Source organism: Acidovorax sp., assembly GCF_021287135.1.
Taxonomy (GTDB): Bacteria; Pseudomonadota; Gammaproteobacteria; order Burkholderiales; family Burkholderiaceae_C; genus Acidovorax.
In genome coordinates this window covers 197,649-222,090 of sequence record NZ_JAJTBB010000021.1, presented here as the reverse complement: position 1 = coordinate 222,090, position 24,442 = coordinate 197,649, and the positions used below count along the sequence as shown (strand labels likewise).

Genomic DNA, 24,442 nt, shown 5'->3' with positions numbered 1-24,442 from the left:
ACCGCCGCGTGATTCCATCGTTGACAGCCTCCAGCGCCCCGCCCACGGGCGCCGGAGGCTCTTTTTTGCCCTGCCGCCTGTCCCCGCGTCCCCAGGCCTTGCAGCCCCGCGACGTGCGCACGGGCCTTGCCTTGCGTGAGAATGCGGTATGCCGTTTCAAACCGAACCGCCCTACACCCACGGCCAGGCCGACCGCACCGCCGTGCTGCTGTGCAACCTGGGCACGCCCGACGAGCCCACGGCCCCGGCCGTGCGCCGCTACCTGGCGCAGTTTCTGGGCGACCCGCGCGTGGTCGAGATCCCCAAGCTCCTGTGGTGGCCCATCCTGCACGGCATCATCTTGCGCACCCGGCCGGCCAAGTCGGCCGCCAAGTACGCCAGCATCTGGACCGCCGAGGGCTCGCCGCTGGCCCACTGGTCGGCCCGGCAGGCCACACTGCTGCGCGGCTGGCTGGGCGAGGCCGGCCACAACGTGCTGGTGCGGCACGCCATGCGCTACGGCAACCCGTCCATCGCCAGCCAGCTCGATGCGCTGAAGGCCGAGGGCGCCACGCGCATCCTGATCCTGCCGCTGTACCCGCAGTACTCGGGCACCACCACCGCCAGCGTGTTCGACGCGGTGTATGCCTGGGCCGCACGCACGCGCAATGTGCCCGAGCTGCGTTTCGTCAACCGCTACCACGATGCGCCCGGCTACATCGATGCCCTGGCCCGCACCATCGAAGCCCACTGGAAGACCCACGGCCAGCCCGACCAGCTGGTGATGAGCTTTCATGGCGTGCCCGAGCGCACCCTGCACCTGGGCGACCCCTACCACTGCGAGGCCCGCAAGACCGGCCGCCTGCTGGCCGAGCGCCTGGGCCTGCGCGAAGACCGCTATCGCATCACCTTCCAGTCGCGCTTTGGCAAGGCCAAGTGGCTGGAGCCCTACACCCAGCCCACCGTCGAGGCACTGGGCCAGGCGGGCACGCGGCGCGTGGACGTGGTATGCCCCGGCTTTACCAGCGACTGCCTGGAGACGCTGGAGGAAATCAACATGGAAGTGCGCGAGGCCTTCCTGCACGCGGGCGGACAGGAGTTTCACTACATCCCCTGCCTGAACGACAACAGCCACTGGATCACCGCGCTCAGCCGCATCGCGCAGCAGCACCTGGCCGGGTGGCCCACCGAGGCGCCCACCGCGGCCGCGCTGGCCGATGCGCGCAGCTACGCGCTGGCGGGCGGCGCTCCACAAGGCGCCTGCCCCGCGGCCCGTTGACAATGGGTCGATTACTATACTTTTGATAGCTGCCCGCGCTTTATCCATAAGCGCTAGCGGCCATTTTTATCCAAAAAATTGTCCCTCTCAAACCAGGAAACCAATCCGCCCAACCACAGCGGCCTTGCGGTCTTACCCCCTCTCCCCTCGCGGGAGAGGGTTGGGGAGAGGGGGCAGCCCCCCGCATTGCGCCCCGGCCATCCCGTGCCGCCCCCCTCTCCCCGGCCCTCTCCCACAAGGGGAGAGGGAGTGAGCTCCCGCTGAGATAGACAGGCCCCTGGCCGGCCACTTTTCATTCAATTCATATTCCGCGATGGCAGCCCCTCTCTGATCTGAAGCCCTGCCGCACGCCACCACCCACCGATGCCCGCCTTTGCCCTTGCCCCCCACCAGTTGCGCCTGACCATCGACCCCGCCACCCTGGGCTTTGCCACCACCGCCGAGCTGGCGGGCGAGCCCCTGCCCTGGATCGGCCAGGAGCGCGCCCAGGCCGCCGCGCAGTTCGGCCTTGGCCTGCAGCAGCCCGACTACCACCTCTTCGTGCTGGGCGAGGTGGGCAGCGGCCGCGCGTCGCTGATGCGCCAGGCCATGCACGAGGCCGCGGTCCAGCGCCCCGTGCCGCCCGACCTGTGCTACCTGCACAACTTTGACCACCCCGAGCGCCCGCGCGCCCTGCGCCTGCCCGCAGGCCAGGGCCGCCTGCTGCGCCAGGGCATGGCCGACGTGGCGCGCACGCTGCAAGCCGACATCCCAAAGCGCCTGGCCAGCCCCGACTTCAAGGCCGAGGCGGGGCGCATCCAGCAGCAGTGGCAGGCGCAGGAATCGGCCGGCTTTGCGCAACTCGACCAGTTCGCGCAGGCGCGGCAGTTCCGCCTCTCGCGCGAGGGCGGGCAAATGGTCTTCACCCTCACCGGCCCCCGCGGCCAGCCGCTGACCGAGGCCGAGGCCCGGGCCCTGCCGCCCGAGCGCCGCGCTGAGATCGACCTGGCCGAGCAGGCCCTGCGTGCCGAGATCGGCCGCTTCCTGGACACCATGCGCCCGCTCGAACGCGCCCGCGACGAGGCCCTGGCCGCGTTGCGCCGGCGCACCGTCAAGCCCCTGGTGGAACAAGGCCTGCAGGACATCCGCCTGGGCCTGCGCAAGCAGATCAAGGACGGCGCCAAGCTCTCGCAGTGGCTCGACCGCGTGGAGCGCGCGCTGCTGGAGCACATCGACCTGTTCGAGCCCCTGCACGACGAACCCGACAGCGACGCCGAGGCCGACCGCAAGGACGCGCTGGACGACCTGATCGCCCGCTGCCAGGTGAACCTGGTGGTGGACAACGACGGCCGCACGGCCGCCCCCGTGGTGGTGGAAGACCACCCCACCGCGCGCGCCCTGTTCGGCAGCATCGAGCACGGGATGGACTCGGACGGCGTGCAGGCCGACCACACCGCCATCCTGGCCGGCAGCCTGCTCAAGGCGCACGGCGGCTTCATCCTGCTGCACCTGCAGGACCTGGCCGCGGAAGAAGGCCTGTGGCCGCGCCTGCGCCGCTTCCTGCGCTGCGGCCGCCTGCAGATCGAAGAAGCCGGCGGCGGCGCGCCTGCCGGCCACGCCCCCGGCGCGCCCGCCGCGCTGCTGCCCGAGCCGGTGGACGTGGACGTGAAAATCGTGCTGATCGGTTCGGTCGAGGAGTACTACGCCCTGCAGGAGGCCGACCCCGACGCCGCCCGCCGCTTTCGCGCCAAGGTGGATTTTGTAGAGCGCTTTGCGGCCACCGCCGGCACGCGCCAGGCCACGGCCATCTTTGTGGCGCAGACCTGCCACAAGCGCGGCCTGCCCCACTTCAGCGCCGCCGCGGTGGCGCTGCTGCTGGAGCAATCCCACCGCGAGGCCGACGACCAGGGCCGCCAGAGCGCCCTCTTCGCCCACACCGAGGCGCTGGTGATCGAAAGCGCGGCGCTGTGCCAGCAGCGCGCGGGCACCCTGGTGGAAGCCAGCGACGTGCAAGCCGCCCTGCACGCGCGCCGCCTGCGCCACAACTACCCCGAAGAGCAGCTGCACGAATCCATCACCGAAGGCGAGCGCCTGATCACGCTGAGCGGCAGCGTGGCCGGCCAGATCAACGCCATGACGCAGATCGACCTGGGCGACTACCGCTTCGGCTTCCCCGTGCGCATCACCGCACGCACCTTCGCCGGACAGGAGGGCCTGCTGAACATCGAGCGCGAGGTGGACATGTCCGGCCCCATCCACGACAAGGGCGTGCTCATCCTGCACAGCTACCTCACGGCCCTGTTCAGCCACGTGGCGCCGCTGGCGCTGAACGCCTCCATCGTGTTCGAGCAGGAGTACAGCGGCGTGGAGGGCGATTCGGCCTCGTGCGCCGAGCTGTACGCGCTGCTGTCCAGCCTGTCGGGCCTGCCCCTGCGCCAGGGCATTGCCGTCACCGGCGCATTGAACCAGCACGGCGAAGTGCTGCCCGTGGGCGGCATCAACGAGAAGATCGAGGGCTGGTTCCAGGCCTGCCAGACCGCGGGGCTGGACGGCACGCAAGGCGTGCTGATCCCCGCCCGCAACCAGCGCCACCTGATGCTCGGCCGCAGCGTGCAGGACGCCGTGGAGCGCGGGCTGTTCCACGTCTACACCATGGGGCACGTGAGCGAGGGCATTGCGCTGCTGACGGGCGAAGCGTCCGGGATGAGCCCGGCAGAGCTGCAGCAGGCACAGGCCGACGAGCTGGCCCACCGCGCGGCCGTGGCGGAAGACACCGTGCTGCAGCGCGCCGAGCAAACCCTGCGTGCCTACCGCCGGGCGTGCCAGAGCGCAGGGCACACGCGCAGGAGCCGCGGCGTGCGGGGCCGGTGAGAACACACGGGCAACGCCGCGACGGTTTTGCAGCGGCGGCCATTGCCCAGGAGGTGCCCCCGGCCCGCCCAACGCCGGCCGCAGAACGCCCCTGCCGCGCAATTCTGTTCAATACATCCGCCGGCCGGCTGCCCATACTGAACCCGTTTCGCAACGGTGTTTCAGGAAGGTATGTCCGTGTCGGCTCTTGTCTTTGGAATGGGCGTTTTCGCCGTGGTCGGGGCCATCACCCCGGGTCCCGTCAACATCCTTGCCGTGCGCCACGGCGCGCAGGGCAAGCCCGGCGTGGCCATGGCCTATGTGCTGGGTGCCAGCGTGAGCTATGCACTGGTCGTGTGGCTCATGGGCAAGGGGGGCGAGCAGTTGCTGGGCAACCAGCCGCTCATGCTGGCGATGAAATGGGCCGGGGCCGGCTACCTGATGTACCTGGCCTGGCGCATTGCCACCGCGCCCCCGGCCCCATTGCAGGCGGCGGCCACACTGGAAGGGGACACAGCTGCCCGGGCCTTTGCCGATGGCGGCATGGCGCAGTCCCTCAACCCGAAAGCGTGGATGGTCGCCTTGTCCGGCGTGGGGCTGTTCGTCCTGCCCCAGACCGATGTGCCAGCCGCGCTGGCGATGTTTTGCGGCGTGTCGCTGCTGGCCTGCAGCTTTGGCGTGGGCTGCTGGACTGTCGCCGGGCGTGTCCTGACGCGCTGGCTGGCAGTGCCGGCACGGCAGAAGTTCTTCAACCGGGCCATGGGCCTGCTGCTCGCGTACAGCGTCGTCCCGATGGTGCAATGATCTGATGCCATCCGACAGCCAGCACCGCATCCACCGCCACCCGGCTGCGCCGTGGGCGGAGCTTCGCGTCAGCGTCAACACCCGCGACTGCTACCGAGCCCACGCGCATGCCGAATTTTCCGTGGGCATCGTCGACACCGGCTGCGCGACCTTCCACCATCCCGGCGGGCCCCAGCAGGTCCAGGCCGGCTCCGTGGTGCTGATTGAGCCCGACGTGGTTCACTCCTGCAACCCCCTGCCCGGAAACATCTGGTCCTATCGCATGCTGTTCATCAACGCCGACTGGCTGCGCCATGCGGTCGCGCAGGTCCGGGGGATGGCGGCACCGCCGGACGGACTGGAATGGATCTCCCGCAGCCTCAGGGACCCGGCCATCACGCGGTGCGTGGACCTGTTGTGCCGCCCCGTGACGTCGGAGGCTGCGGCCCACGCACTGGCCGCAGACCTGCCCCGCTGGGTTGCCAGCCAGTCCCGCCCCGGCCACCCCAGGGACTGGGCCCATGTGCCCGAAGAACTGGTACCCGCCATGGCGGCAATGCAGGCGGGTTACGAGAAGCGCGTCACCGTGCAAGAACTCGCCGAAGCCTGTGGCATGAGCAGTTCCCGGTTCATCCGGCGTTTCCAGACGGCGTGCGGCATGACGCCCGGCAGCTACCTGCAGAACCTGCGCGTCAACGGCGCACGGCGGCTGCTGTCCCAAGGCATGGCGCTGGCCGATGCAGCCCAGTCCATGGGCTTTTCAGACCAGGCGCACCTCCAGCGCGCGTTCAAGGCCCACCACGCCATGACGCCTGGCAACTACCGGAGCGTGCCTTCCTGACGGGCCGCCGCCGTGGCCCTTCGGCTCGTGCGGCGGTAGCGGGGCGCCGCAAGCGCCCCTACTCGAACTTCACGTTGTGCTCGCGCACCGTGGCGCCGAACGCGTCGTACTGCGTGCGGAAGAACTCGGCGAATTTCGCGGGGCTCATGCCGTAGCCCTCAAAGCCCTGCTGCACCAGTTGCGCATGCACCTCCGGGCGCTTCAGCGTCTTCTGCAGCTCCTGCGACAGCTTGTCGGTAATGGCTTTGGGCAATCCCGGCGGCCCGAAGAAACCCGCCCAGGGCGTGATCGTGAGCTTGCCCAGCCCCAGTTCGCCGCCCGTGGGCACGTCGGGCAGCAGGGCGCTGCGCTCGGGCAACAGCGCCGCCAGTGCGCGGATGCGGCCCTCCTTCACAAAGCTGGGGGCCAGCGTGCCGGTGGTGAACATCATGTGGATCTGCCCGCCCAGCAGGTCGGTCATGGCCTGCATGTCGCCCTTGTAGCGCGCGTTGACGACCTTGCGCTGCTCGCCCAGCAGTTGCAGCATCGCCAGCTCCGAAGCACTGTTGCTGGAGGCGGAGTTATACGCGCCGGGCTTGGCAGCCACCAAGGCCAGCAGCTCGCCCACGCTCTTCGCGGGCAGGCTCGCCGGCACCACCAGGAACATCGAGAACTGCCCTGCCGAGCTGATGGGCGTGAAGGCCTGAAACGGGTCGTACGGCGGCGTCGGGCGCAGGGTGGGAGCGGCCACCATGGCCGTGTTGGTGCCCATCAGCAGCGTATAGCCGTCCGGCTTGGCGGACGACACGGCCTGCGCGGCCAGCACGCCGTCGGCGCCGGGGCGGTTTTCCACCACCACCTGCTGCCCCAGCTGCTTGGACAAGCCCTCCGCGATGATGCGCGTGAGGGCATCCGCCCCACCGCCGGGCGCAAAGCCCACGATCAGGCGCACCGGCTTGGCGGGGTAGGTCTCGGCACTCCAGGCTGCGGCGCCGGGCAGCAGGGCCAGTGCGGCACCGGCCGCCAGGGCGCCCAGGTTTCTGCGTTGCATGGTCGTCTCCCAGATCAGAAGGTGTGCCGCACACCAAGCTCCCAGCCCGACGAGCTGCGCCCGGCCGCGGGTGCCGCCCCGCCGCTCACGACATAGCGCGCCTCGCCGCGGTTCGAGATGCGTGCGTAGGTGCCGTACAGCGCGGTCCGCTTGGAAAGGTTGTGCACATAGCCCACGCCCCACTGGCGTGCATCGTCGCCACTGCGCGCCTGGCCGCCAGGCGTGCGCACGCTGGTGTCGCTGCGGTCGTCCAGGTAGGCGTAGCTCAGGCGGATGCGGCCCACCTCGAACGCGGGGATGTGGGCACCGATCTCTGCCGTGTTCTTGCGCACCGAGCCCGCCGCCAGCTGGACCGTCACGCGGTTGTACAGGGCGAAGAACTTGGCGAAGCCTGCATCCCAGGTGCCGCCCACGTTGGCATGCGTGTAGTTGCCGATGGCGGCGGTGGAACTGAACTGCGAGCGCGTGAAAGCCGCTGCCACATCGAACGCGCCAGCGGCGTAGCCCAGGCGCAGGCCGGCAAAATTGCCGTCGTCGCTGTTGGGTGCATTGGAGAGGTTCTCCCCCGTCCCGACCATGGCCATGCCGTACAGGCCGCCGAGCTTGCCCGGAAGCCAGTAGCTCAAGGTGTTGCTGCCCGCGATGGCCGTGGGCAGCGGCCCCGTGCCAGCGCCCGCGAAGGTCAAGTTGCCCGCACGGGCCACGCCGTTGGCGTTGAACGGGTCGAAGTAGATGCTGTTGTAGTGCGTGGGAATGAAGTCCCGCCCAGCCCGGACTTCGCCCCATTGCGTGTGCGACAGGCTCACGTACGACATGCGGTCAAAGGTCAGTGGCCCGGCCGTGGTGGCGCCGCTGGGCTGGTTGTTGGTGTTGGTGGCGCGGCCCGCGCCCGTGTCGGGGTTCAGGCTGCCCTCCAGCCAGAACCCCGCCCGCAGGCCGCTGCCCAGGTCTTCGGTGCCGCGAAAGCCGATGCGGCTGGTGGACAACCCTCCATTGCCCAGCGCCGTGACCTTCCCTCCGTCTCCGGAGCGCGTCTGCTGCACGCCCAGGTCCACCACACCAAACAAGGTGACGCTGGACTGCGCATGGGCGGCGCCGCACGCCAGCCCCAGGGCCGACCACATCCACAAGGCTCTTTTCTTCGTGCTCGTCTTCGTGCTCTTTTTCATGCTCTTTGTCTCCTGCTTCTTCTCGGGTTGGAAAATCAAAAAAATTCGCGCGCAGGGCTCCGCCCACCGGGGCGGATCTGCGTCCGCGCCCGGAGGTGAAAGCCAGGAAATGAAGGGGATCAGCCCGCGGGTTCGGGGCGCCGGGTGCGCACCAGCACCGCGCCCTGGGACAGCGGGCTCACGTTGCGCCGGTACTGCTGCAGCCAGCCGGTATCGAACTGCGCGGCCGGTGCCTGCCAGCTGGCGCGCCGCTCTGCCAGTTCCGCGTCGGTCAGCGCGACGTCGAGGCGCCGGGCATCCAGGTCGATGGTGATCCCGTCGCCATCGCGCACCAGGCCCAGCGGCCCGCCCAGCGCCGCCTCGGGCGACACCTCGGCCACCACCAGCCCTTTGCAGACCAGGCCCGAGAGGTGCCCGTCGGTCAGGATGGCCACCTGGTCGCCCAGCCCCGCGCCGTCCACCGCAAACACCACGCGCGAAGCGCCGCCCCCCATGGCCGGGCCGCCGCAGGCCCCGGCGCCGCGCATCACGATGACCTGCCCCGGCACGATGGCGCCGTTCTTGAGCGCGGCGATGGCCGCATCGGACGACCAGAAGCACACGGCCGGGCCGGTGAAGCGGCGGACCTTGCGCTCCACAATCCCGGTCTTGATGAGGCCGGACTCGGGCGCGAGGTTGCCACGCAGCAGCACGATGGCCGGCAGGGGTGCGACCGGGCGGTCCAGCGGACGGATCACCTCGGCATCCTGCACCTGCACATCGCGCAGGTTGTCGGCCACGGTGCCGCCCGTCACGGTGAGCGCGCCGGTATCCAGCAGCGGCGCCAGTTGCCGCATGAGCGCGCGCGCACCGCCTGCCGCTTCGAATTGCTCGATGGAATGGCTCCCGATGGGCCGCACGCCGGCCAGCACGGGCGTGGTGGGCCCCAGGCTTTCGAACAGGCCATAGACATCGACGCCTGTCTCACCCTCGGTGGCCACGGCCTGCAGGTGCTTGGCCGTGTTGAGCGAGCCACCGATGGACAGCACCGCGCGCACCGCGTTGGCAAAGGCGCCGGGCGAGAGGATGTCGCGCGGCTTGAGGTCGTCGAGCACCATCTGCACGATGCGCGCACCGGCCGCCCGCACGTCCGCCATCATCTTGGGGCTGAGTGCGGCCACCGGCGCGCTGCCCGGCAGGGCCAGGCCCAGCGCCTCGCAGACGATGTGCATGGAGTTGGCCGTGCCCAGGCCCGAGCACACACCCGGCCCGCGAATGGCCTCGCGGCTCATGCCCACCAGCTCTTCCACGGGCAGGCCGCCCGTGACCGCATGCATGGCGCCGATGAAGACGTCCTCGATGTCCGTGTGCTTGCCCCGGTATTCGCCGCTGGGCTGGTAGCCGCAGGGCACGAGCAGCGTGGGAATGTTCAGCCGCGCCGCCGCCATGAGCTGGCCGGGCACGGTCTTGTCGCACGACGTGAGGCAGACCATGCCGTCGAGCTGCGCGCCCTCCACGGCCACCTCGATGTCGTTGGTCACCAGGTCGCGCGCACCCAGCATGTAGGCGCCGCGCGCCCCCGCGCCGGTGATGAAGTCGCTGGGCGCGGCAGTGCGGATCTCGAAGGGCACGCCGCCTGCCGCGCGGATGGCGGCCTTGATCTCCGCCGCCACCTTATCCAGGTGGCTGAAGCAGGCCGCCAGTTCCGAGGAGCTGTTGACGATGGCGATCTTGGGCTTCTCGCAATCCTCTTCAGGGATGCCCAGGGCGCGCCAGTGCGCGTTGCGCACCGACCAGAGGTAGGAGCCGCGCGGGAAGTTGCTGCGCAGGGGGCGGGTCATGGGCGGTCTCCAATGTCGGTGCGCTTCTTGATGATCTCGACCACGCCACGGTCGGCGTCCACGCGCACCCAGTCGCCCGTCTCGATGCAATCGAGCGGGTCGCGGTCGAAGCCCGTCATTGCGGGCGAATGGGTAACCACGGCGCCCAGGGCCATCTTGGTCGTCATTTCGTTGAACAGGAAGGCTGCCGGCGCCACGTTCATGAGCCGTGTCATGTGGAACATGGCGGACCAGCCCGAGGAGCCCTTGGCCCCCGGAAACACCAGCACCTTGCCCGCAAAACTCTGGCCGCGCAGTTCATGCCGGGTCTCGACGACCGTGCCGGTGCGCGGGTCGATGCCGCCCCAGCCCGAGATGCGGTCGCGGGTGACCAGGGCCTCGCCTTCGGCCACGCCGCCCACCACCTTGCGGCCACGCAGCACCTGGCTGTGTTCGATCACGATGGGGCTGCTGTTCATGCCTGGCCCCCCTTCCAGCGGCCGGTGCAGGCCGCGTCGATGCATTCCGCCGTGCTGCCGAACCAGGCCTGCACGCCCAGGATGGCCGGCAGGTAATGCGCCTGCTTGGCGGAGTCGAGCGCCACGGTCTTCGTGCCCTTGGGCACGGCCCGGCTCATGGCCGAGCAGCTGTCGGTCATGAGGATGCCGCCCGCGTCCTCGATGATCCTGGTGTACCCATTGCGGTCGGCCAGCGACTTGATGGCGCGCGGCGTGAAGATCCACAGCGCACAGTCGGGGTGCACCTTGCGGCCTTCGAGGAGCTGCGCGGCTTCCCAGATCTGCTCGATGGTGTAGTGGGGGCAGCCGAGCATCACGTACTGCACCTCGGCGTCCTGGCCGGTGGCGTTGATCTTTGCGTAGGTGGCGCGGCGCTCGGCTGCGCCATAGCGCAGCACCTGCACGGGCTTGCGGCCGCCCAGGGCCTGCTCCAGCGTCAAGGCCTCGGGCGTGACGCCGGCGATGTGGTACATCTCCACGCCGCCCGAGGACGACGCCGCCGCCCCGAAGTGCTTGAGCCGCGGCAGGTTGGGCACGCGGCCGATGCCGCCCTTGCGGTGCACCACCGGCACGCGCTCCTGCACGTGCTCGCCGATGTAGTAGCCCAGCAGGCCCCAGTCCTGCACCGATTCCACTTCGACATCCAGCTCCACCACGTGCGTGGCATGGCGGTTCTCGTCCAGGTGGTAGCCCCAGTACGGAATGCGGCCCGTGAGCATGGCGGCGCCAGTGCTCTCGCGGCCTTCGGTGTTGGTGCGCGCACCCAGCACGGAATTGCAATACACCACGGCCGACGACTCCATCCATGCGCAATGCTCGCCCCGCGTCGGGATGTTGCCCACCTGGTAGGGAGTGCAGGTGTTCATGATCTGTGCGCCCAGGCCGGCCGCATGGCGCTCGCTCTGGTGGTAGAAGTTCACGATCTCCTCGGTCACGCCCATGCGCTCGGGCTGGCCGGGGTCGAAGCCCAGCTGCAAATGGCTGGTGAAGACCTTGAACTTGGGAATCTCCACCGTCTCCTGGCTGTCCAGGCTGAATTCGGAGAACACGGCATCCATGCCGCCGCCCCGCGAGAACGCGAAGTCGCGCTGGAACGGCGTGGTGGAGGTGATGCTGGCGCAGACGTTGCGCGTCTCCACCAGGCGCTCAGCCCCCAGGGCTTCGCCGTAGCGCACCAGCAGGTCCATGGCCTTGTGTACGGCCGGCCCGTCGCGGCCGTCCAGCATGGCTTTTTCTTCATCGGTCAGGTACATGGCCTGTTGTCTCCGTTCTTTCTTCCGTTTCCGGGGGTGAACCCCGCCGAGCCGCTAGCCCGGCGAGGGTGTCGGCACGTGGCCGCCAATGTCGCGCGCAATGGATCGCGCGATGTGCTGCAGGCGCGGGGCCAGTTCGTTGCGCAGGCGCTCTTCGGTAAACACGAAGGCAGCGCCGCCGCCATTCAAGGCCATCACCTCGCCATCGGGCCCGATCAGGGGCACGGACACCGAATTGATCTCGCGGTGGAATTCGCCCAGCGACAGGCAGTAGCCCAGGCGCTGGGATTCGCTGATCGCGCGCAGCATGTTGGGCGCGATGGCGTCCCACTCGGGGCCGCGCAGCAGGCGCATCGAATCAATCAGCTGGTTGCGCTGCCCCTCCGGCAGGGCCGACAGGTAGGCGCGGCCCAGGGCCGAGTTGGCCAACGGTGCGCGCGAGCCCACGTCCAGCCGTGCCGAGAGCATGGACGAGCGCGGCCGGCAGGCCTCGATCAGCACCATCTCCATGCCGTCGCGGATCGCCAGGTACACCGATGCCCCCACCTCTTCGGCCAGGGCCTGCATGCTGGGCCGCGCGGCGGCGCGCACGTCCAGGCTGCCCAGGAACACGCGCGACAGCGACACCACGCCTGGGCCGAGCATGAAGCGGTCGGCCACCTGCGCGGCCTTGAGCATGCCCAGGGAGAGCAGCGTGGCGACCAGCCGGTTCACCGTGGGCCGGGGAATGCCGGTGATGCGGGCGATGTCGGCATGGCCGAGCACCGGGCGGTCTTCGCTGAAGCAGCGCAGCACCGAGATGCCGCGCTCCAGCGCACTCACGGTATCGGACCGGTCGCCGCGCGCGTCGGCAGCATCGGCGGAAGACAGGGATGCGTCGTTTTTTTCAGTGGACATGGATGAACCCTTTGCAAGACCCTGCAATGTAGAGGCTTGCGAAAGAGTGCCGTGCATGGACATCACTCAACCGCCCGGGGTCAGGCCACGGCGTGCGCAGCGGCCGCCGGGGCGGCGGCGCTCTGCATTGCGCCGGGGCGCAGGTACACGCCCTGCGCCAGCAGTGCGGATTGCAGTGCGCCCACATCCACCGCGCGCGGCTGAATGCCGCCCTGGGATGCCAGCGCAGCCGCCACCCCCGCCGCCTGCCCGGTGATCCAGCACTGCGGAATCTCGCGCATGAAGCCGTGCGAATTGCGGTCGCACGAGATATGGCGCCCGCAGGCCAGCAGGCCGTCCAGCTGCTGGGGCACCAGCGCGCCGTAGGGGATGGAGATGTTGGGAAACTTGGGCGACACGGCGGGCGTGACGCCAATCTCGTCGGCCAGGGGCACACCGTCGGGCCACTGGCTGCGCAGCACGGCGCCCACGCCGGTCAGGCGCCGCGCATGGCGCACGCCGATCTGGGGGGCGCTGAGCATGAGGAAGGCGTCTTCGAAGCCCGGTGCGTGCGCGCGGAAGTAGTCCAGGTGCGCCGCCATGGCGCGGTGCGAACGCACCTCCACGGCAGTCAGGTCGTCCACGTCCAGCGGCGAATAGCCCGACTGGCGCGGCCCCATGAAAAGCGCCACGTCATTGCGCCAGGAGACGAAGGGGCGCTCGAACAGGCCGAGCTCCTCGCGCCCCCGCGCCATGAAGGCCGAGAACGCCTCCGGCTGGCCGGCCTTGAATTCGATCCACCGGTTCATGTCCACGCCGCCGAACAGCCAGGAGGTGTTCATGCAGTGGTGCACGTCGGCCTCCTCGATGTCGTTCACGAACGCGGCGCCGGCCCGGGCAAACAGGTCGCCGTCGCCGGTGGCGTCCACCACCACGTCGGCCATGATGGCCATGCGGCCCTCCTTGCTCTCGAAGACCACGCCCTTGACGGCGCCGTCCTGCACGATGGGAATGGCGGCCCAGGAGTGATAAATGAGCTTCACCTGGCGCTCCAGCACGATTTCCTGGCTCAGCAGCTTGAGCCGCTCCGGGTCCACCGTGGGCGACCAGGTCACCACGCCGTGGTAGGCGGCCGTGCGGTGCGACCAGTGGGCGGCCTTGGCGGTGTCTTGCGAGCCCCAGTCCTCCCGTGCCGGGCCAGCGATGGCATCGGCCGGCAGGCGGTCGAACAGCTCTTCGGCAAAACCGCGAATCACGAGCTGGCCTTGCCAATCGGTCATGCGGTCGATCCAGATCACCAGGCCGCCCGTGGAAAGCCCCCCCAGGTGGTTGTAGCGCTCCAGCAGCGCCACGTCGGCACCGGCCCGCGCCGCAGCCGCCGCCGCGGCCGTGCCGGAGGGGCCGCCCCCCACCACCAGCACACCGCAGCGGTGGTACACGGGAATGTTCTTGCCAGGCTCCGCCCAGCTGCCGTGATCGGGCCGCTTGGTGCGGCTGTCGCGGTCGAAGATGTCAGAGGTCAGGATGCGCTCGTCGGTGCGGACGACTGTTTTCATGAATCGATCTCGGGAAGTTGTTGGACTAATTATGATTTCAATGTCCATTTTGTCAACTTCAAATTCCGCAATCTCCGGGTTTTCCCGGGCCTCTATGGACTTTTAATGAATTTGATGTCCACAATAAGCCAAACAACTGCAAGGAGACAAGGATGAAACAGATTTCCGGCGTGCGCCGGGCGTTGGGCTTTGCGCTCGGGGCTGGGGCGCTTTGGGGCCTGGCGCTCCCACTGGCCCAGGCGCAGGACTTTCCCGTGCGCGGCAAGTCCATCCGCATCGTGGTGGGGTTTACCGCCGGGGGTGGCACGGATGCGCAGGCGCGCATCGTGGCGCAGAAGCTGGGCGAGGTGCTGGGCACCAGCGTGATCGTGGACAACAAGCCTGGCGCCAGCACCATGATGGCGGCCGCCGAAGTCTCGCGCGCACAGCCTGACGGGTACACCCTGCTGTACGCGCCGTCTTCCACCATGGCGCAGAACCCGCACACGTTCAGCCAGGTGCCCTACGATCCGTTCAAGGATTTCACGCCCATCTCGATGGGCGGACGCGGGCCCTTGGTCCTGTCCATCAGCACCACCGTGCCGGCCACCAACGTCAAGGAACTGGTTGCGTATGTGAAAGCCAACGCCGGCAAGGTGAGCTACGCATCGTTTGGCGCGGGCACCTCGTCGCACATCTATGGAGAGGCGTTCGTGAAGAAGACGGGAACCGATGCAGTCCACATCCCCTACAAGGGCGGCTCCGACGCGGCCAAGGACCTGATTGCGGGCCGCGTGCAGTACATGTTCGACTCGGCGTCCTCGGCCATCATCACGTCCGGTACCGGCAAGGTAAAGGTGCTGGCCGTGGCGGCCAACGCGCGCATTCCCGCCCTGCCCGACGTGCCCACGTTCGCGGAGCAGGGATTCGCCGGGCTGGACCTGCCCAGCTGGCTGGGCTTCTACGGGCCGGCAAACATGCCCCCTGCCGTGGTGGAAAAGCTCAACACCGCGCTGGGCAAGGTGCTTGCAATGCCGCAGGTGCGGGAGTTCTACCGCAACGGCGGCTACGAGGCGGCTGGCAGCTCCGCGCAGGAGTTCGCCCAGGTCACGCGCACCACCTATGAGCAGTGGGGCGCGATGGTGCAGCAAGTGGGGCTGACAAAGCAATGAGCGGCCCCACTCCTTTCATGCCAAGCCGCCGCAGGTTCAGCGCAAGGCTTGCGCTGAGCGCATGGAGCGCAGCGGGGGCACTGGGCGCACTGGGCGCATTGGGCGCGTCTCTCCGGCCATCGTCCGCCTGGGCCGCCGCGCCTTTTCCCGACAAGGGCCGCACCATCCGCATCGTGCTGGGCCTGGCGGCCGGGGGCGCATCCGACGCCCAGGCGCGGTTTGTGGCCACCAAGCTGGCCGAGGTCCTGAAGACCCCGGTGATCGTGGAAAACCGCCCGGGTGCGAGTTTCATCCTTGCCACCGAAGAGGTGATCCGCTCCGCACCCGACGGCTACACCTTCATGTATGCCCCCTCTTCCGTGGTGGCGCAGAACCCGCAGACGCTGGCCAATGTGCGCTACGACCCGTTCAAGGATCTCACCCCGCTGTCGCTGGGCGCACGCGGGCCGCTGGTGCTTACCGTACACACCAGCGTGCCTGCGCGCACCGTACAGGAACTGATCTCCTACATCAAGGCCCACCCCGGCCAGACGGGCTATGCCTCGTTTGGCACGGGTACCTCGTCGCACATCTACGGCGAAGCCTTTGTGCGCCAGGCCGGGCTGGATGCGGTGCATGTGCCCTACAAGGGCGGCGCCGACGCGGCCAAGGACTTCCTGGCGGGGCGCGTGCAGTTCTACTTTGACGCGGCGCCCAACGCCATCCAGAACACGGCCACGGGCAAGGTGCGCATGCTGGCCGTGGCGGCCCCGCAGCGAAGCCCCATGCTGCCCGACGTGCCCACCATGGGCGAACAGGGAGCGAGCGGTATCGACATGCCGAGCTGGCTGGGCTTCTACGGCCCCGCCCACATGCCCGCGCCGGTGGTGGGCACGCTCAACGCCGCCCTGGCCCAGGTGCTCGCGATGCCTGCCACCCGCGAGTTCTTCCGCCAGGGCGCCTACGAAGCCGAGTCGTCCAGCCCGGCCGAGCTGGCGGCGTTGACGCGCGCCACCTACGACCAGTGGGGCCAGACCATCCGCAAGCTGGGGCTTACCAAGCAGTAAAAAGGGCACGGCGCGGGCACCGTGGCGCCGCCATCCACTACTGCGGCTTGGGCACGCCGGTGCCGGGGGTGCGCGCCACCCGCAGCGCCTCCTGGATGGCAAGGACCACTGCCTCCGGCTTTTCCAGCGGAATGCCATGCCCGCTGTCCACCCACACCTGGGTGGACCCGGGGTAGAGGCGGGCCAGGTCGGTCCGTTTGCGGTCGGCATCGTCCGCCAGCGCAGACGGTGCCCCGGTGGCATGCCGCGCGCTCAGCACCCACACGGGCACCGAGGGGTCCACCGGCAGCCGGGACACCGCGTCGCCCGTGGCATCCAGGGCCGCCAGCTCCTGCCGGGCCGTTGCAGAGGCCGTTGCGCGGAAGACCACCTTCAGCCACACGGGCCACAGCTCGGGGTTGCCAGCCCCCTTGACCTGTTCGGGGTGCGTGGAGTCCACCAGCACCAGCGCCGCCACCTCGCCAGGGTACTGGCGTGCAAACAGCTGCATGTAGAGGCCGCCCAGGGAATGCCCCACCAGCACATACGGCGGCGGCAGTTGGCGGGCCCGCAGCAGGGCCCGAAGTTCTTCCACCACGTGCGCACCGTCGCGCGGCTCCAAGGCCGCATCGCTGCGGCCGTAGCCCGCGCGGTCGTAGGCCAGTGCACGGGTTTGCGCCACGGCGTCGGGCCAGACCTTGGCCCACCAGTCCAGCGTGGCGCCCAGCCCGTTTTCGAACACCACCACCGGTTCGCCCTGCCCGGCAAGCACGTATTCCACCTGGCGCCCGTCCACCGTGGCGGTGGCCGCGCCCGGCACCGTGGCGCAGCCGCTCAGAACGACCACCAACCACAGGCTGCCCCAGTGCCATCGCTTCGTCATGTCCGGCTTTCCGCGAAGGGTTGATGGAGGGCAGAGGTATCAGCAGCGCTGTGCCGCCCGCAGCAACGCATTGCATTCCTTGCCCGTGCCGCGGCCCCGTTGCTCGGCGCCCGGCGCAGGGGTGGTTGCGGGCGCGGCGGCGGCGCGGCCCGCGCGCTGGCTGCCCACCATGGCCGTGCAGATGGCATCGGAATGCGGGGTCTGCCCAAAGGTCATGGCCTTCTGGAAGCCCGTGACACCGTACACGTAGCAACGGTAGGTCGCGCCATCCAGCGTGTGGACGGTGTAGTTGACCCGGCCACCGGTTTCCTCCTGCCGGTCGGTGATGGTGAACTGGCCCGCGGCCCGCCCGATGGCCTGCGCAGTGCGCTGCTCCAGGCCCGAGTCGTCGAGGGTGGAGGCACAGCCGGCCACCAGCGCCAGCACCGAGACAACGCACGCCCGGGGCGCAATGAAAAGAAGGCGGGAAGGTGTTTTCATGGAGGTAAGGGATGTCATGGCGTGCGAGGAAATCAGCGGGTAAAACAGTTGTCTGCGGGGAGGGTTGCCACGCTGGAGGCCACGGCCGCCAGCGTGGGTTGAATGGTGGGAATCTCGTCGCCCAGCAGGCACAGCAGGTTGCCCGGCTGCAGCGTCCAGATGGCGCCCGCGCGCGTGCCGATGACGGTGCGCAGCTCGCCCCAGTGGGCCGCCAACGCCTGGTTGGCGTCAGACCGTGCAAAGGTCACCGTGCCGGTTTTGCTGGGCCCCACCGCCTGGTAGGCGCCGGCGCAGGCGTTGCCGCTGAAGGTCAGCACACCTTCGTAGTAGTCCAGGGTGGTCTGGCCTGTGAGGCGTGCGCGCACGGTCCGCTTGTACGACTGCGCGCCCGCATTGACGCACCCTTTTTGCACCCAGTCGCCTTCCAGCGCGGCCAGGGACGCCGCAGGCCCCGTACCGCCGGAGCCCCCTGAACCGCCATTCGGTGGTGGCTCGCTGTCACCGTCCCCTCCCCCGCCACCACACGCGCTCAGGGCCAGTGCGGCCAGGGCGATCGACGCGGCAACGGACGCGCGTGTGCTGCGCAAGCGGTGCGATGAGAGACAAGCAACAGGCATGAGAAAAAGCTCCTTGGGCTCAATGGGACAAAACAAACAGCTCGCCAAAAAACGATCAACGCAACAGGCTGCAAAACCAGCAGGCAAAACGCCCCCCTGCGGGCCCACCAGGGGCCGCATGTTTTGGGAGAAACAGGAAAAAATCAGCCCGGCTTGCGGGCGACGATGAAGGCGCGGGTGTCCTTGCCCCGCGTGCCATGCCGTTCAACGCACACGATCTGCAGGCCCTGCCGCACCATGGCCGAGCGCAGCTGGTGCTCGTCAAAGCACAGCACGGGCGGGACCAGGCGCAGGGCGCGCATCACCGGCACGGCCAGGTAGGGAATCAACAGGTTCATCTCGGCAACGCAAGCAGTCTTGGAGATCAGCCGCCCGCCCGGGCGCAGCGCCTGCACCAGCCGGCTGAGCGCCTCGTCCAGCGCGCTCGTCAGGTGCAGCACGTTGAAGGCCAGCACGGCATCAAATGCTTCCGCCCCAAAGGTCGCCGCCTCTGCATCCGCCACCGCAAACCGCAACTGCGGCGTGGGCTGCGCGGCCAGCCGCTCGTGGGCAATGGCGATCATCTGGGGCGACACGTCAGTGGCTAGCAAGCTGCGGGTAAACGGCGCCAAGCGCAGGGCCGTGCTGCCCGTGCCGCAGCCGATCTCCAGCACATCGTGCTGGGGCGACAGCAGGCCCTGCACGCGCTGCAGCGTGGCCTCGTACCCCGCCAGGTCGGCAATCGCGTCGGCGGCGTACTTGGGCGCAATGCGGTCCCAGAACCGCGCCTTGGCTGCTGCGGCCGAACGGGCTGCGACAGAGAGCGACGCGTCAGAAACCGGGGCGGTGGCAGAAGAGGTCATGAACAAAATGCGAGCCGGGTGAGTGCAAAGGCAGCAGAAGCGCAGAAGCGATCAATCAACGACACCCGGATGCTATCCATGCATGGCAGCGCAGGAAACTGCGGTAAATTGCAGCGAACATATACGTTTACGCATGGATCAACTCGACTGGAACCAGCTAAAAGCCTTTCTGCAAACCGCAGAAACCGGCTCGCTCTCGGCCGCCGCCCGCAAGCTGGGGCTGACCCAGCCCACCCTGAGCCGGCAGGTGGCCGCCATCGAGCGGCAGATGGGCGTGACGCTGTTTGAGCGCGTGGGCAAGGCCATGGTGCTCACCCCCACCGGGCTGGACCTGCTGGAGCACGCCCGCGCCATGGGCACCGCCGCAGAAGCCCTGGGCCTGGCCGCCAGCGGCCGCTCGCAGGCCGTGGGCGGCGTGGTGACGGTGTCGGCCACCGACGCCATTGCCGCCTACCTGCTGCCACCTATCCTGCAACGGCTGCACGCGCAGGAGCCCAGCATTGCGGTCGAGATAGTCGCCTCCAACGCCGTGAGCGACCTGCTGCGCCGCGAGGCCGACATCGCCATCCGCCACGTGCAGCCCGAGCAGCCCGACCTGATCGCCCGCCTGGTGCGCCAGGCCCAGGCAGGCTTCTACGCGTCCGAGGCGTGGGTCCGCACCCACGGCCACCCCCGCACGGCCGACGACGCAACGCGCGCCACCTTTGTCGGCTCCGACCGCAACGGCCAATACCTCGCCTACCTGCGCCACCGCGGGCTGAACCTGAGCGAAAGCCAGTTCAGCTGCTACGCCGACCAGACCGCCCTGCACTGGGAGCTGGTGCGCCAGGGCCTGGGCATCGGCGCCACGATGGACGAGATCGCCAACAAGACCCCCGGCGTGGTCCGCGTGCTGGACGACGTGCCGCCGCTGCGCTTTCCCATCTGGCTGGTGTCGCACCGCGAACTGCGCACAGCGCGGCGGATTCGGGTGGTGTTTGAGGCGTTGGCGGAGGGGTTGGCGGGGGGATGGGTGAAGGGGAATTTGCGTGGCCGGCGCGCTTAACGAGCCAGCACCGTTGAGCTTGGAAACACCCGTTCGGGCTGAGCTTGTCGAAGCCTCGCGCAGCGTTTGGGCAGGCTCCGTGTGGGCAGCCTCAATGAGAAGATCAAAGGCTGGTTTCAAGCATGCTAGGCCGCAGGGCTGGAAGGCACCCACGACGTGCTGATCCCCGCCCGCAACCAGCGCCACCTGATGCTGGACCGCAGCGTGCAGAACGCCGTGGAGCGCTGGCTGTTCCGTCTTGACACCATGGGGCATGTGAGCGAGGGAATTGCGCTGCTGACGGGCGAGGCACTGGGGATGAGCCCGGCGGAGTTGCTGCAGTCGCAAGCCGATGAGTTGGCCGGGGTGCTGCCACGGTGGAGGACACGGTGATTCAGCGGGCGGAGGTGACGCTGCGGGTGTATCGGTGGGCTTGTCAGGTGGCGAGGGGTGGGCGTGGGGGCCGTGGGATGCGGGGTCGGATAACAGGGAGAAGTTTCTTATGAGCACGAGCGCCATTCAACACATCATTGCCATGCCTACGGATGTTGCAGCGTCTGGCCAAACCTTCTTCCAAGGGTTTGCTTTGGCGTTGATTCCCGACTACTTGGCAATCATGGACATGCTTGTCAGATTTCCACACGACATGGTGGAGCTTGGCCTTGCGGAGGACGCATTTATTGCATCCAAGATAGCAGGCTCGGCCCTCTGCATTCGCATGCTCAGGGCAGACCTGCTCACAGAGGGCCATGCCGAGGTTGGAGGGTGGCCTACCGTCATATGGAGCACAGACAAGTCGGCAGCTGATGTGGAGGCGAGGCTGCACTGCTTCGCGGTTAGGCCATTGCATATCACGCTCAACCGCTTTGCGGGAGCAGTCTCATTGGCCGATCTCAGCGCCGACGCGATTTATGGTCATCTACTGGCGCTGGCGGAACGAACTGCGGCCCACGACAGCAGTTTTCAAATTCTCGTCGAGTTAATGAAGACATGCCCTCCTGCCAATAGGGAGCAAGGGCGGCTCCCATTCGTCCCGAAGCTGCACAACTGCACGAAACCGTCGGCTGCAGTGCTACGACTGTACGGCTACAACTTGGACAACAGTGAGGTTATAGAGCCGACGCTTGGCCTTGGCATCGAGGCACATATTGATGCAATCGTAGAGTTTTCCGAAATGATCGATCAGTTGCGGCAAGGCCTGGAGGTGTACGCCCTGCGGAAAAACGACGCGATCATCTTCTGCGCGTCTATCTATGCCTTGCTGTACAAGATCGACAACAAGATTTGGAACCCGATTCTTCGCAACCTGGATCGTGACAAGCGGAATTTCGTCAAGGCGCTGCTGGTCCGCAGCAGGGGGTACGGCAATGGCCACATCACATTCGCCGGAACAAAGGTAGAGGGCTTCAATCCATACACGGACCCTGTCGTGGGGCCGCTCTTGAAACACAGGCAATTCGAGCAGCGTTTTTTTTCAACTGTCATCGCAGTACTGGCTGCAAATCAATTCGTACCGGCCCTTCGGATGCCCGATGCCGTAATGCTCCACCACGACAGGCTGAGTGAGATCTACTCGCTAGTTAGCTCGAATAAGCCGACCCGGCTAGCAGAGCTAAATCGACATTTGGCCGAGTACAGCGGCGAGATCCGCAGCGAGGTGGGAGAGAAGTTGTGGAAGGCAATGTTCGACGGCCGCGAACGACTGCTGACCATTTGTGATTTTCCGATCGAGTGGCTATCCATCGACGGATTACCGGCAATGTTCCGCTACGAGATGTCGCGCATCCCATCCACGCCAGGGAATGTGGCAGTCCAGGTGGCCTTAGCCCATCCGAGGATTACGGTGCCGAAGATGGCGTTAGATCACATCCTTGTGATCCGGTCGTTCGCACCGGACGACCCGATTCGTAGCGACCTTGAGCTAGCCGTCGCCAAATACGACTTGGGCGAGATGAAAGTCGAGATTGTCGACGTGTCCACGAGAGATGAGCTGATCGACGCAATGAACGCGCATCAAGGGGTCATGGTCATTTTCGACTGTCATGGCAACCATGGCGGGAAGACGCAACCAGCATGGCTGCAGATCGGCAAAGAAAAAGTCGACGTTTGGGATCTCAAACATGTAGCACGCATGACTCACATCGTGGTGCTGGCAGCATGCAGCACCCATCCCGTGGACGGATCGCACGCCTCCGTGGCCAACGGGTTTCTCGCCAACGGCGTTCAGTCGGTGTTAGGGACTTATGCGCCCGTGGACTCGCGCCACACAGCGATCTTCGTCGGGCGGCTTTTGTATCGGGTTGCGGCATACTTGCCGCTAATTTCGAAGAATAGGCCCGTGAGCTGGCGCGAGATTGTCGGCTCATTCTTCCGAATGTCATACGTCACGGATGTCCTGCAAGACCTCCTGGAAGTGCGCAAGGTGATCAACGAAACCCAGTATCGCAAGCTCCACTATGAGGCAAACATGGCGATAAATGGCCGAGCCCCCGATTGGCTGGAAAAGCTGCAGCAAGGCGTCGCTGATTTCGCTGCGATGGAACCAAGCGACGTCAGCAAAATCTGGGCTGCGTGTTATCAGTTTGTTGAAACGATGCTGTTTGCGCAGTTTGGGCAGCCGGAAAACATTTTCATCGTAAGTAACGATTCGTACAGCGAAGTCGAAAGTGATGAATAGCTATTCCAGCACCAAGGGGCTTTGCGATAAGTTGAGCCATAGACGTTCATCGTCATCATCTAGCGAACTGCGGCAACAAATAGCACGACAGAGCTCATGCGTTAACGCGTGCCTCTACCCTGGAGGTAGTCAGCGCGCAGGTCGCCATCGCAGTATTTAGCACCGACTCCGCCACCTACACACGCTCCCGCAGCCACCCCACAACATCCCCCGTCACGTCCTCCCGGTTCGTCTCATTCAAGATTTCATGCCGTGCCCCCGGGTACAGCTGGACCGTCACATCGGCCAGACCGGCATCCCGATACCGCTGCCCCAGCTGCTCCAGCAAGATGCCGCCTGCGGCCAGCGGGTCTGCGTCGCCGGATGCGATGAGGATGGGCAGATCGCTGCGGATGCGCGCGAGTTGTGCGGGGTCGGCCAGCTTGGGCGCTGGCGCGAAGAGCGAAGGGATCAAATCCTCCGGCACATCCCAGCCGCACCACGGGTCTGCCACGTAGGCATCGACCTCCGCAGCGTCGCGCGACAGCCATTCGTAGCCGGTGCGGTGTTCAAAGCCTGCGTTGAAAGCCGCGAGCCCGGCGGGCGCGTCGGCGGGGGCGTTGGCCATGCCGGCGGCGAACAGGTCGAGGGCGGTGGAGCCTGAGAGGATGAGGCCTGACCAGGTGGTGGAGTGGTCCAGGACGGCGGCCTGCGCTGCGAACGAGCCCATGGAGTGGCCGAACAGGAAGAGCGGCAGGCCGGGGTGCTGCGCACGCAGCAGCGCGCCGAACTGGGCCACATCGGCAATCAGCCCGTCAAAACCGGGGCGGCCAAAGTCGCCCAGCTTGCCTCCGGCCGTGCGGCCGTGCCCGCGGTGGTCCACGGCGTGGACGATGAAGCCAGCGGCGTTCAAGGCGCGCGCAAAGCGGTCGTAGCGCTCGCCGTGCTCGGCCAGACCGTGGGCAATTTGCACAACGCCCACCGGTTGGCCCGGGGTTTTGGCCCAGGTGTAGGTGGTGATGCGGGTGCCGTCGGCGGCGGACTGGAAGGAGGAGGTGGTGGTAGCGCTCATCGGGCCATTCTGGCACGGGGTGTGGGGTTTGCGCATCGCGGCCGCAGGGCCTTGCAGCGCCTTGCGCTGGTGCGCTCATTCAATGCTTGCCGCGCCACGGATTCACCGTCACCATCTGTTCAACCGGCCCGCTCCACCCACACCCCAGCATGCCCCTGCCCCCTGTCCTCGACCGTTTTCTGCAAGCCCAGGAGCCCGTATGGCCCCGCGTGCTGGCGGAGCTGCGGGCGGGCAAAAAGCGCACGCACTGGATGTGGTTTGTGTTCCCGCAGATCAACGGGCTGGGGCACAGCGACATGGCGCAGCGCTATGCGGTCCAGTCGCTGGCTGAGGCGCGGGCCTACCTGGCCCACCCCGTGCTGGCGGCGCGGCTGCGCGAGTGCTGCCAGATTCTGCTGGCGCTGGAATCGCCCTCGTCTGCGCTGCAGGTGTTTGGCACGCCAGACGACCTGAAGCTGCGCTCTTGCATGACGCTGTTTGCCGAAGCATCTGCGCCGGGCAGCGTGTTTGATGCGGTGCTGCAGAAGTACTTTGGCGGGCAGAAGGATGAGCGCACGCTGGAGCTGCTGAAGTAGGCTGGAAACGGTCAGCCCCTCACACGGGGCAAAAAATAAATAAAAAAAAGGGCTCCAGCGCTTTACCAATAAGCGCTAGCAGCTATTGTTTTTATAGCATATCTAGCGCTTTGGCCACGCATGGTTGCCAGTTGCCCCCGCGCAGAGCACCCGTCGGCAGCTGCGAAATAACGACCCGGGCGACAGCCGGCTGGCTATGCCGCCG

The 24,442-nt window shown here is 67.4% G+C and carries 22 protein-coding genes; 10 read left to right on the top strand and 12 right to left on the bottom strand.

The genetic code is table 11. The features are described from left to right. Nucleotides 1–148: 148 nt before the first annotated feature. The 4 genes from hemH to LWW96_RS05735 all read left to right on the top strand — a co-directional run bounded on the left by hemH (nucleotide 149) and on the right by LWW96_RS05735 (nucleotide 5,711). A complete protein-coding gene (hemH, locus tag LWW96_RS05750) occupies nucleotides 149–1,258 on the top strand; it encodes a ferrochelatase (protein ID WP_291484910.1) in 1,110 nt (369 codons plus the stop codon). 363 nt (nucleotides 1,259–1,621) lie between these two features. Further along, a complete protein-coding gene (locus LWW96_RS05745) occupies nucleotides 1,622–4,108 on the top strand; it encodes an AAA family ATPase (RefSeq protein ID WP_291484908.1) in 2,487 nt (828 codons plus the stop codon). Nucleotides 4,109–4,279: 171 nt separating this feature from the next. Next, entirely contained in the window at nucleotides 4,280–4,891 is a 612-nt protein-coding gene (locus LWW96_RS05740) for a LysE family translocator (RefSeq protein ID WP_291484906.1), read from the top strand. A gap of 4 nt (nucleotides 4,892–4,895) precedes the next feature. Continuing rightward, nucleotides 4,896–5,711 (top strand): AraC family transcriptional regulator, encoded by an 816-nt coding sequence (locus LWW96_RS05735; RefSeq protein WP_291484905.1) that lies wholly within the window; start codon nucleotides 4,896–4,898, stop codon nucleotides 5,709–5,711. 58 nt (nucleotides 5,712–5,769) lie between these two features. Here the strand turns inward: LWW96_RS05735 and LWW96_RS05730 are convergent, their stop codons facing one another. From LWW96_RS05730 to LWW96_RS05700, 7 genes are all read right to left on the bottom strand, one after another. Continuing rightward, a complete protein-coding gene (locus LWW96_RS05730) occupies nucleotides 5,770–6,741 on the bottom strand; it encodes a tripartite tricarboxylate transporter substrate binding protein (protein ID WP_291484903.1) in 972 nt (323 codons plus the stop codon). Nucleotides 6,742–6,755: 14 nt separating this feature from the next. Next, nucleotides 6,756–7,910: a porin gene (locus tag LWW96_RS05725; protein ID WP_291484900.1), complete on the bottom strand. Its 1,155-nt coding sequence runs from the start codon at nucleotides 7,908–7,910 to the stop codon at nucleotides 6,756–6,758. Nucleotides 7,911–8,029: 119 nt separating this feature from the next. Then, complete coding sequence (gene ilvD, locus LWW96_RS05720) at nucleotides 8,030–9,730, bottom strand: dihydroxy-acid dehydratase (RefSeq protein WP_291484898.1); 1,701 nt, start codon at nucleotides 9,728–9,730, stop codon at nucleotides 8,030–8,032. Next, a complete protein-coding gene (locus tag LWW96_RS05715) occupies nucleotides 9,727–10,188 on the bottom strand; it encodes a DUF126 domain-containing protein (protein ID WP_291484896.1) in 462 nt (153 codons plus the stop codon). The genes ilvD and LWW96_RS05715 overlap by 4 nt, the downstream gene beginning before the upstream one ends. Beyond that, nucleotides 10,185–11,480 (bottom strand): aconitase X catalytic domain-containing protein, encoded by a 1,296-nt coding sequence (locus LWW96_RS05710; protein ID WP_291484894.1) that lies wholly within the window; start codon nucleotides 11,478–11,480, stop codon nucleotides 10,185–10,187. The genes LWW96_RS05715 and LWW96_RS05710 overlap by 4 nt, the downstream gene beginning before the upstream one ends. A gap of 54 nt (nucleotides 11,481–11,534) precedes the next feature. Beyond that, the gene (locus LWW96_RS05705; protein WP_291484892.1) at nucleotides 11,535–12,377 is read right to left on the bottom strand and encodes an IclR family transcriptional regulator; all 843 of its coding nucleotides are present in this window, start codon (nucleotides 12,375–12,377) and stop codon (nucleotides 11,535–11,537) included. Between the two features lie 80 nt (nucleotides 12,378–12,457). Then, on the bottom strand, nucleotides 12,458–13,912 hold the full coding sequence (locus tag LWW96_RS05700) for an FAD-dependent oxidoreductase (RefSeq protein WP_291484890.1): 1,455 nt from the start codon (nucleotides 13,910–13,912) through the stop codon (nucleotides 12,458–12,460). 152 nt (nucleotides 13,913–14,064) lie between these two features. Between LWW96_RS05700 and LWW96_RS05695 the strand changes: the two genes are divergently transcribed. Together LWW96_RS05695 and LWW96_RS05690 are read left to right on the top strand one after the other, a co-directional pair. Then, a complete protein-coding gene (locus LWW96_RS05695; RefSeq protein WP_291484888.1) occupies nucleotides 14,065–15,063 on the top strand; it encodes a tripartite tricarboxylate transporter substrate binding protein in 999 nt (332 codons plus the stop codon). 98 nt (nucleotides 15,064–15,161) lie between these two features. Next, nucleotides 15,162–16,109, top strand: a complete 948-nt coding sequence (locus tag LWW96_RS05690; protein ID WP_291484886.1) for a tripartite tricarboxylate transporter substrate binding protein — start codon at nucleotides 15,162–15,164, stop codon at nucleotides 16,107–16,109. Nucleotides 16,110–16,146: 37 nt separating this feature from the next. On the opposite strand, the gene LWW96_RS05685 is transcribed toward LWW96_RS05690, so the two are convergent. From LWW96_RS05685 to LWW96_RS05670, 4 genes are all read right to left on the bottom strand, one after another. Continuing rightward, on the bottom strand, nucleotides 16,147–16,971 hold the full coding sequence (locus LWW96_RS05685) for an alpha/beta hydrolase (protein WP_291484884.1): 825 nt from the start codon (nucleotides 16,969–16,971) through the stop codon (nucleotides 16,147–16,149). A gap of 39 nt (nucleotides 16,972–17,010) precedes the next feature. Continuing rightward, the gene (locus LWW96_RS05680) at nucleotides 17,011–17,451 is read right to left on the bottom strand and encodes a hypothetical protein (RefSeq protein WP_291484883.1); all 441 of its coding nucleotides are present in this window, start codon (nucleotides 17,449–17,451) and stop codon (nucleotides 17,011–17,013) included. Between the two features lie 32 nt (nucleotides 17,452–17,483). Beyond that, nucleotides 17,484–18,068: a hypothetical protein gene (locus LWW96_RS05675; RefSeq protein ID WP_291484881.1), complete on the bottom strand. Its 585-nt coding sequence runs from the start codon at nucleotides 18,066–18,068 to the stop codon at nucleotides 17,484–17,486. A gap of 143 nt (nucleotides 18,069–18,211) precedes the next feature. Beyond that, complete coding sequence (locus LWW96_RS05670; protein WP_291484879.1) at nucleotides 18,212–18,910, bottom strand: class I SAM-dependent methyltransferase; 699 nt, start codon at nucleotides 18,908–18,910, stop codon at nucleotides 18,212–18,214. A 133-nt stretch (nucleotides 18,911–19,043) separates the two neighbouring features. Between LWW96_RS05670 and LWW96_RS05665 the strand changes: the two genes are divergently transcribed. The 3 genes from LWW96_RS05665 to LWW96_RS05655 all read left to right on the top strand — a co-directional run bounded on the left by LWW96_RS05665 (nucleotide 19,044) and on the right by LWW96_RS05655 (nucleotide 22,611). Continuing rightward, nucleotides 19,044–19,955, top strand: a complete 912-nt coding sequence (locus LWW96_RS05665; protein ID WP_291484876.1) for a LysR family transcriptional regulator — start codon at nucleotides 19,044–19,046, stop codon at nucleotides 19,953–19,955. A gap of 156 nt (nucleotides 19,956–20,111) precedes the next feature. Then, nucleotides 20,112–20,327, top strand: a complete 216-nt coding sequence (locus tag LWW96_RS05660; protein ID WP_291484874.1) for a hypothetical protein — start codon at nucleotides 20,112–20,114, stop codon at nucleotides 20,325–20,327. 109 nt (nucleotides 20,328–20,436) lie between these two features. Next, complete coding sequence (locus LWW96_RS05655; protein WP_291484873.1) at nucleotides 20,437–22,611, top strand: CHAT domain-containing protein; 2,175 nt, start codon at nucleotides 20,437–20,439, stop codon at nucleotides 22,609–22,611. A gap of 175 nt (nucleotides 22,612–22,786) precedes the next feature. Here LWW96_RS05655 and LWW96_RS05650 read toward each other — a convergent pair whose 3' ends face one another. Further along, a complete protein-coding gene (locus LWW96_RS05650; RefSeq protein WP_291484871.1) occupies nucleotides 22,787–23,662 on the bottom strand; it encodes an alpha/beta hydrolase in 876 nt (291 codons plus the stop codon). A gap of 149 nt (nucleotides 23,663–23,811) precedes the next feature. Between LWW96_RS05650 and LWW96_RS05645 the strand changes: the two genes are divergently transcribed. Then, complete coding sequence (locus LWW96_RS05645) at nucleotides 23,812–24,237, top strand: DUF1810 domain-containing protein (protein ID WP_291484869.1); 426 nt, start codon at nucleotides 23,812–23,814, stop codon at nucleotides 24,235–24,237. Nucleotides 24,238–24,442: the final 205 nt, after the last annotated feature.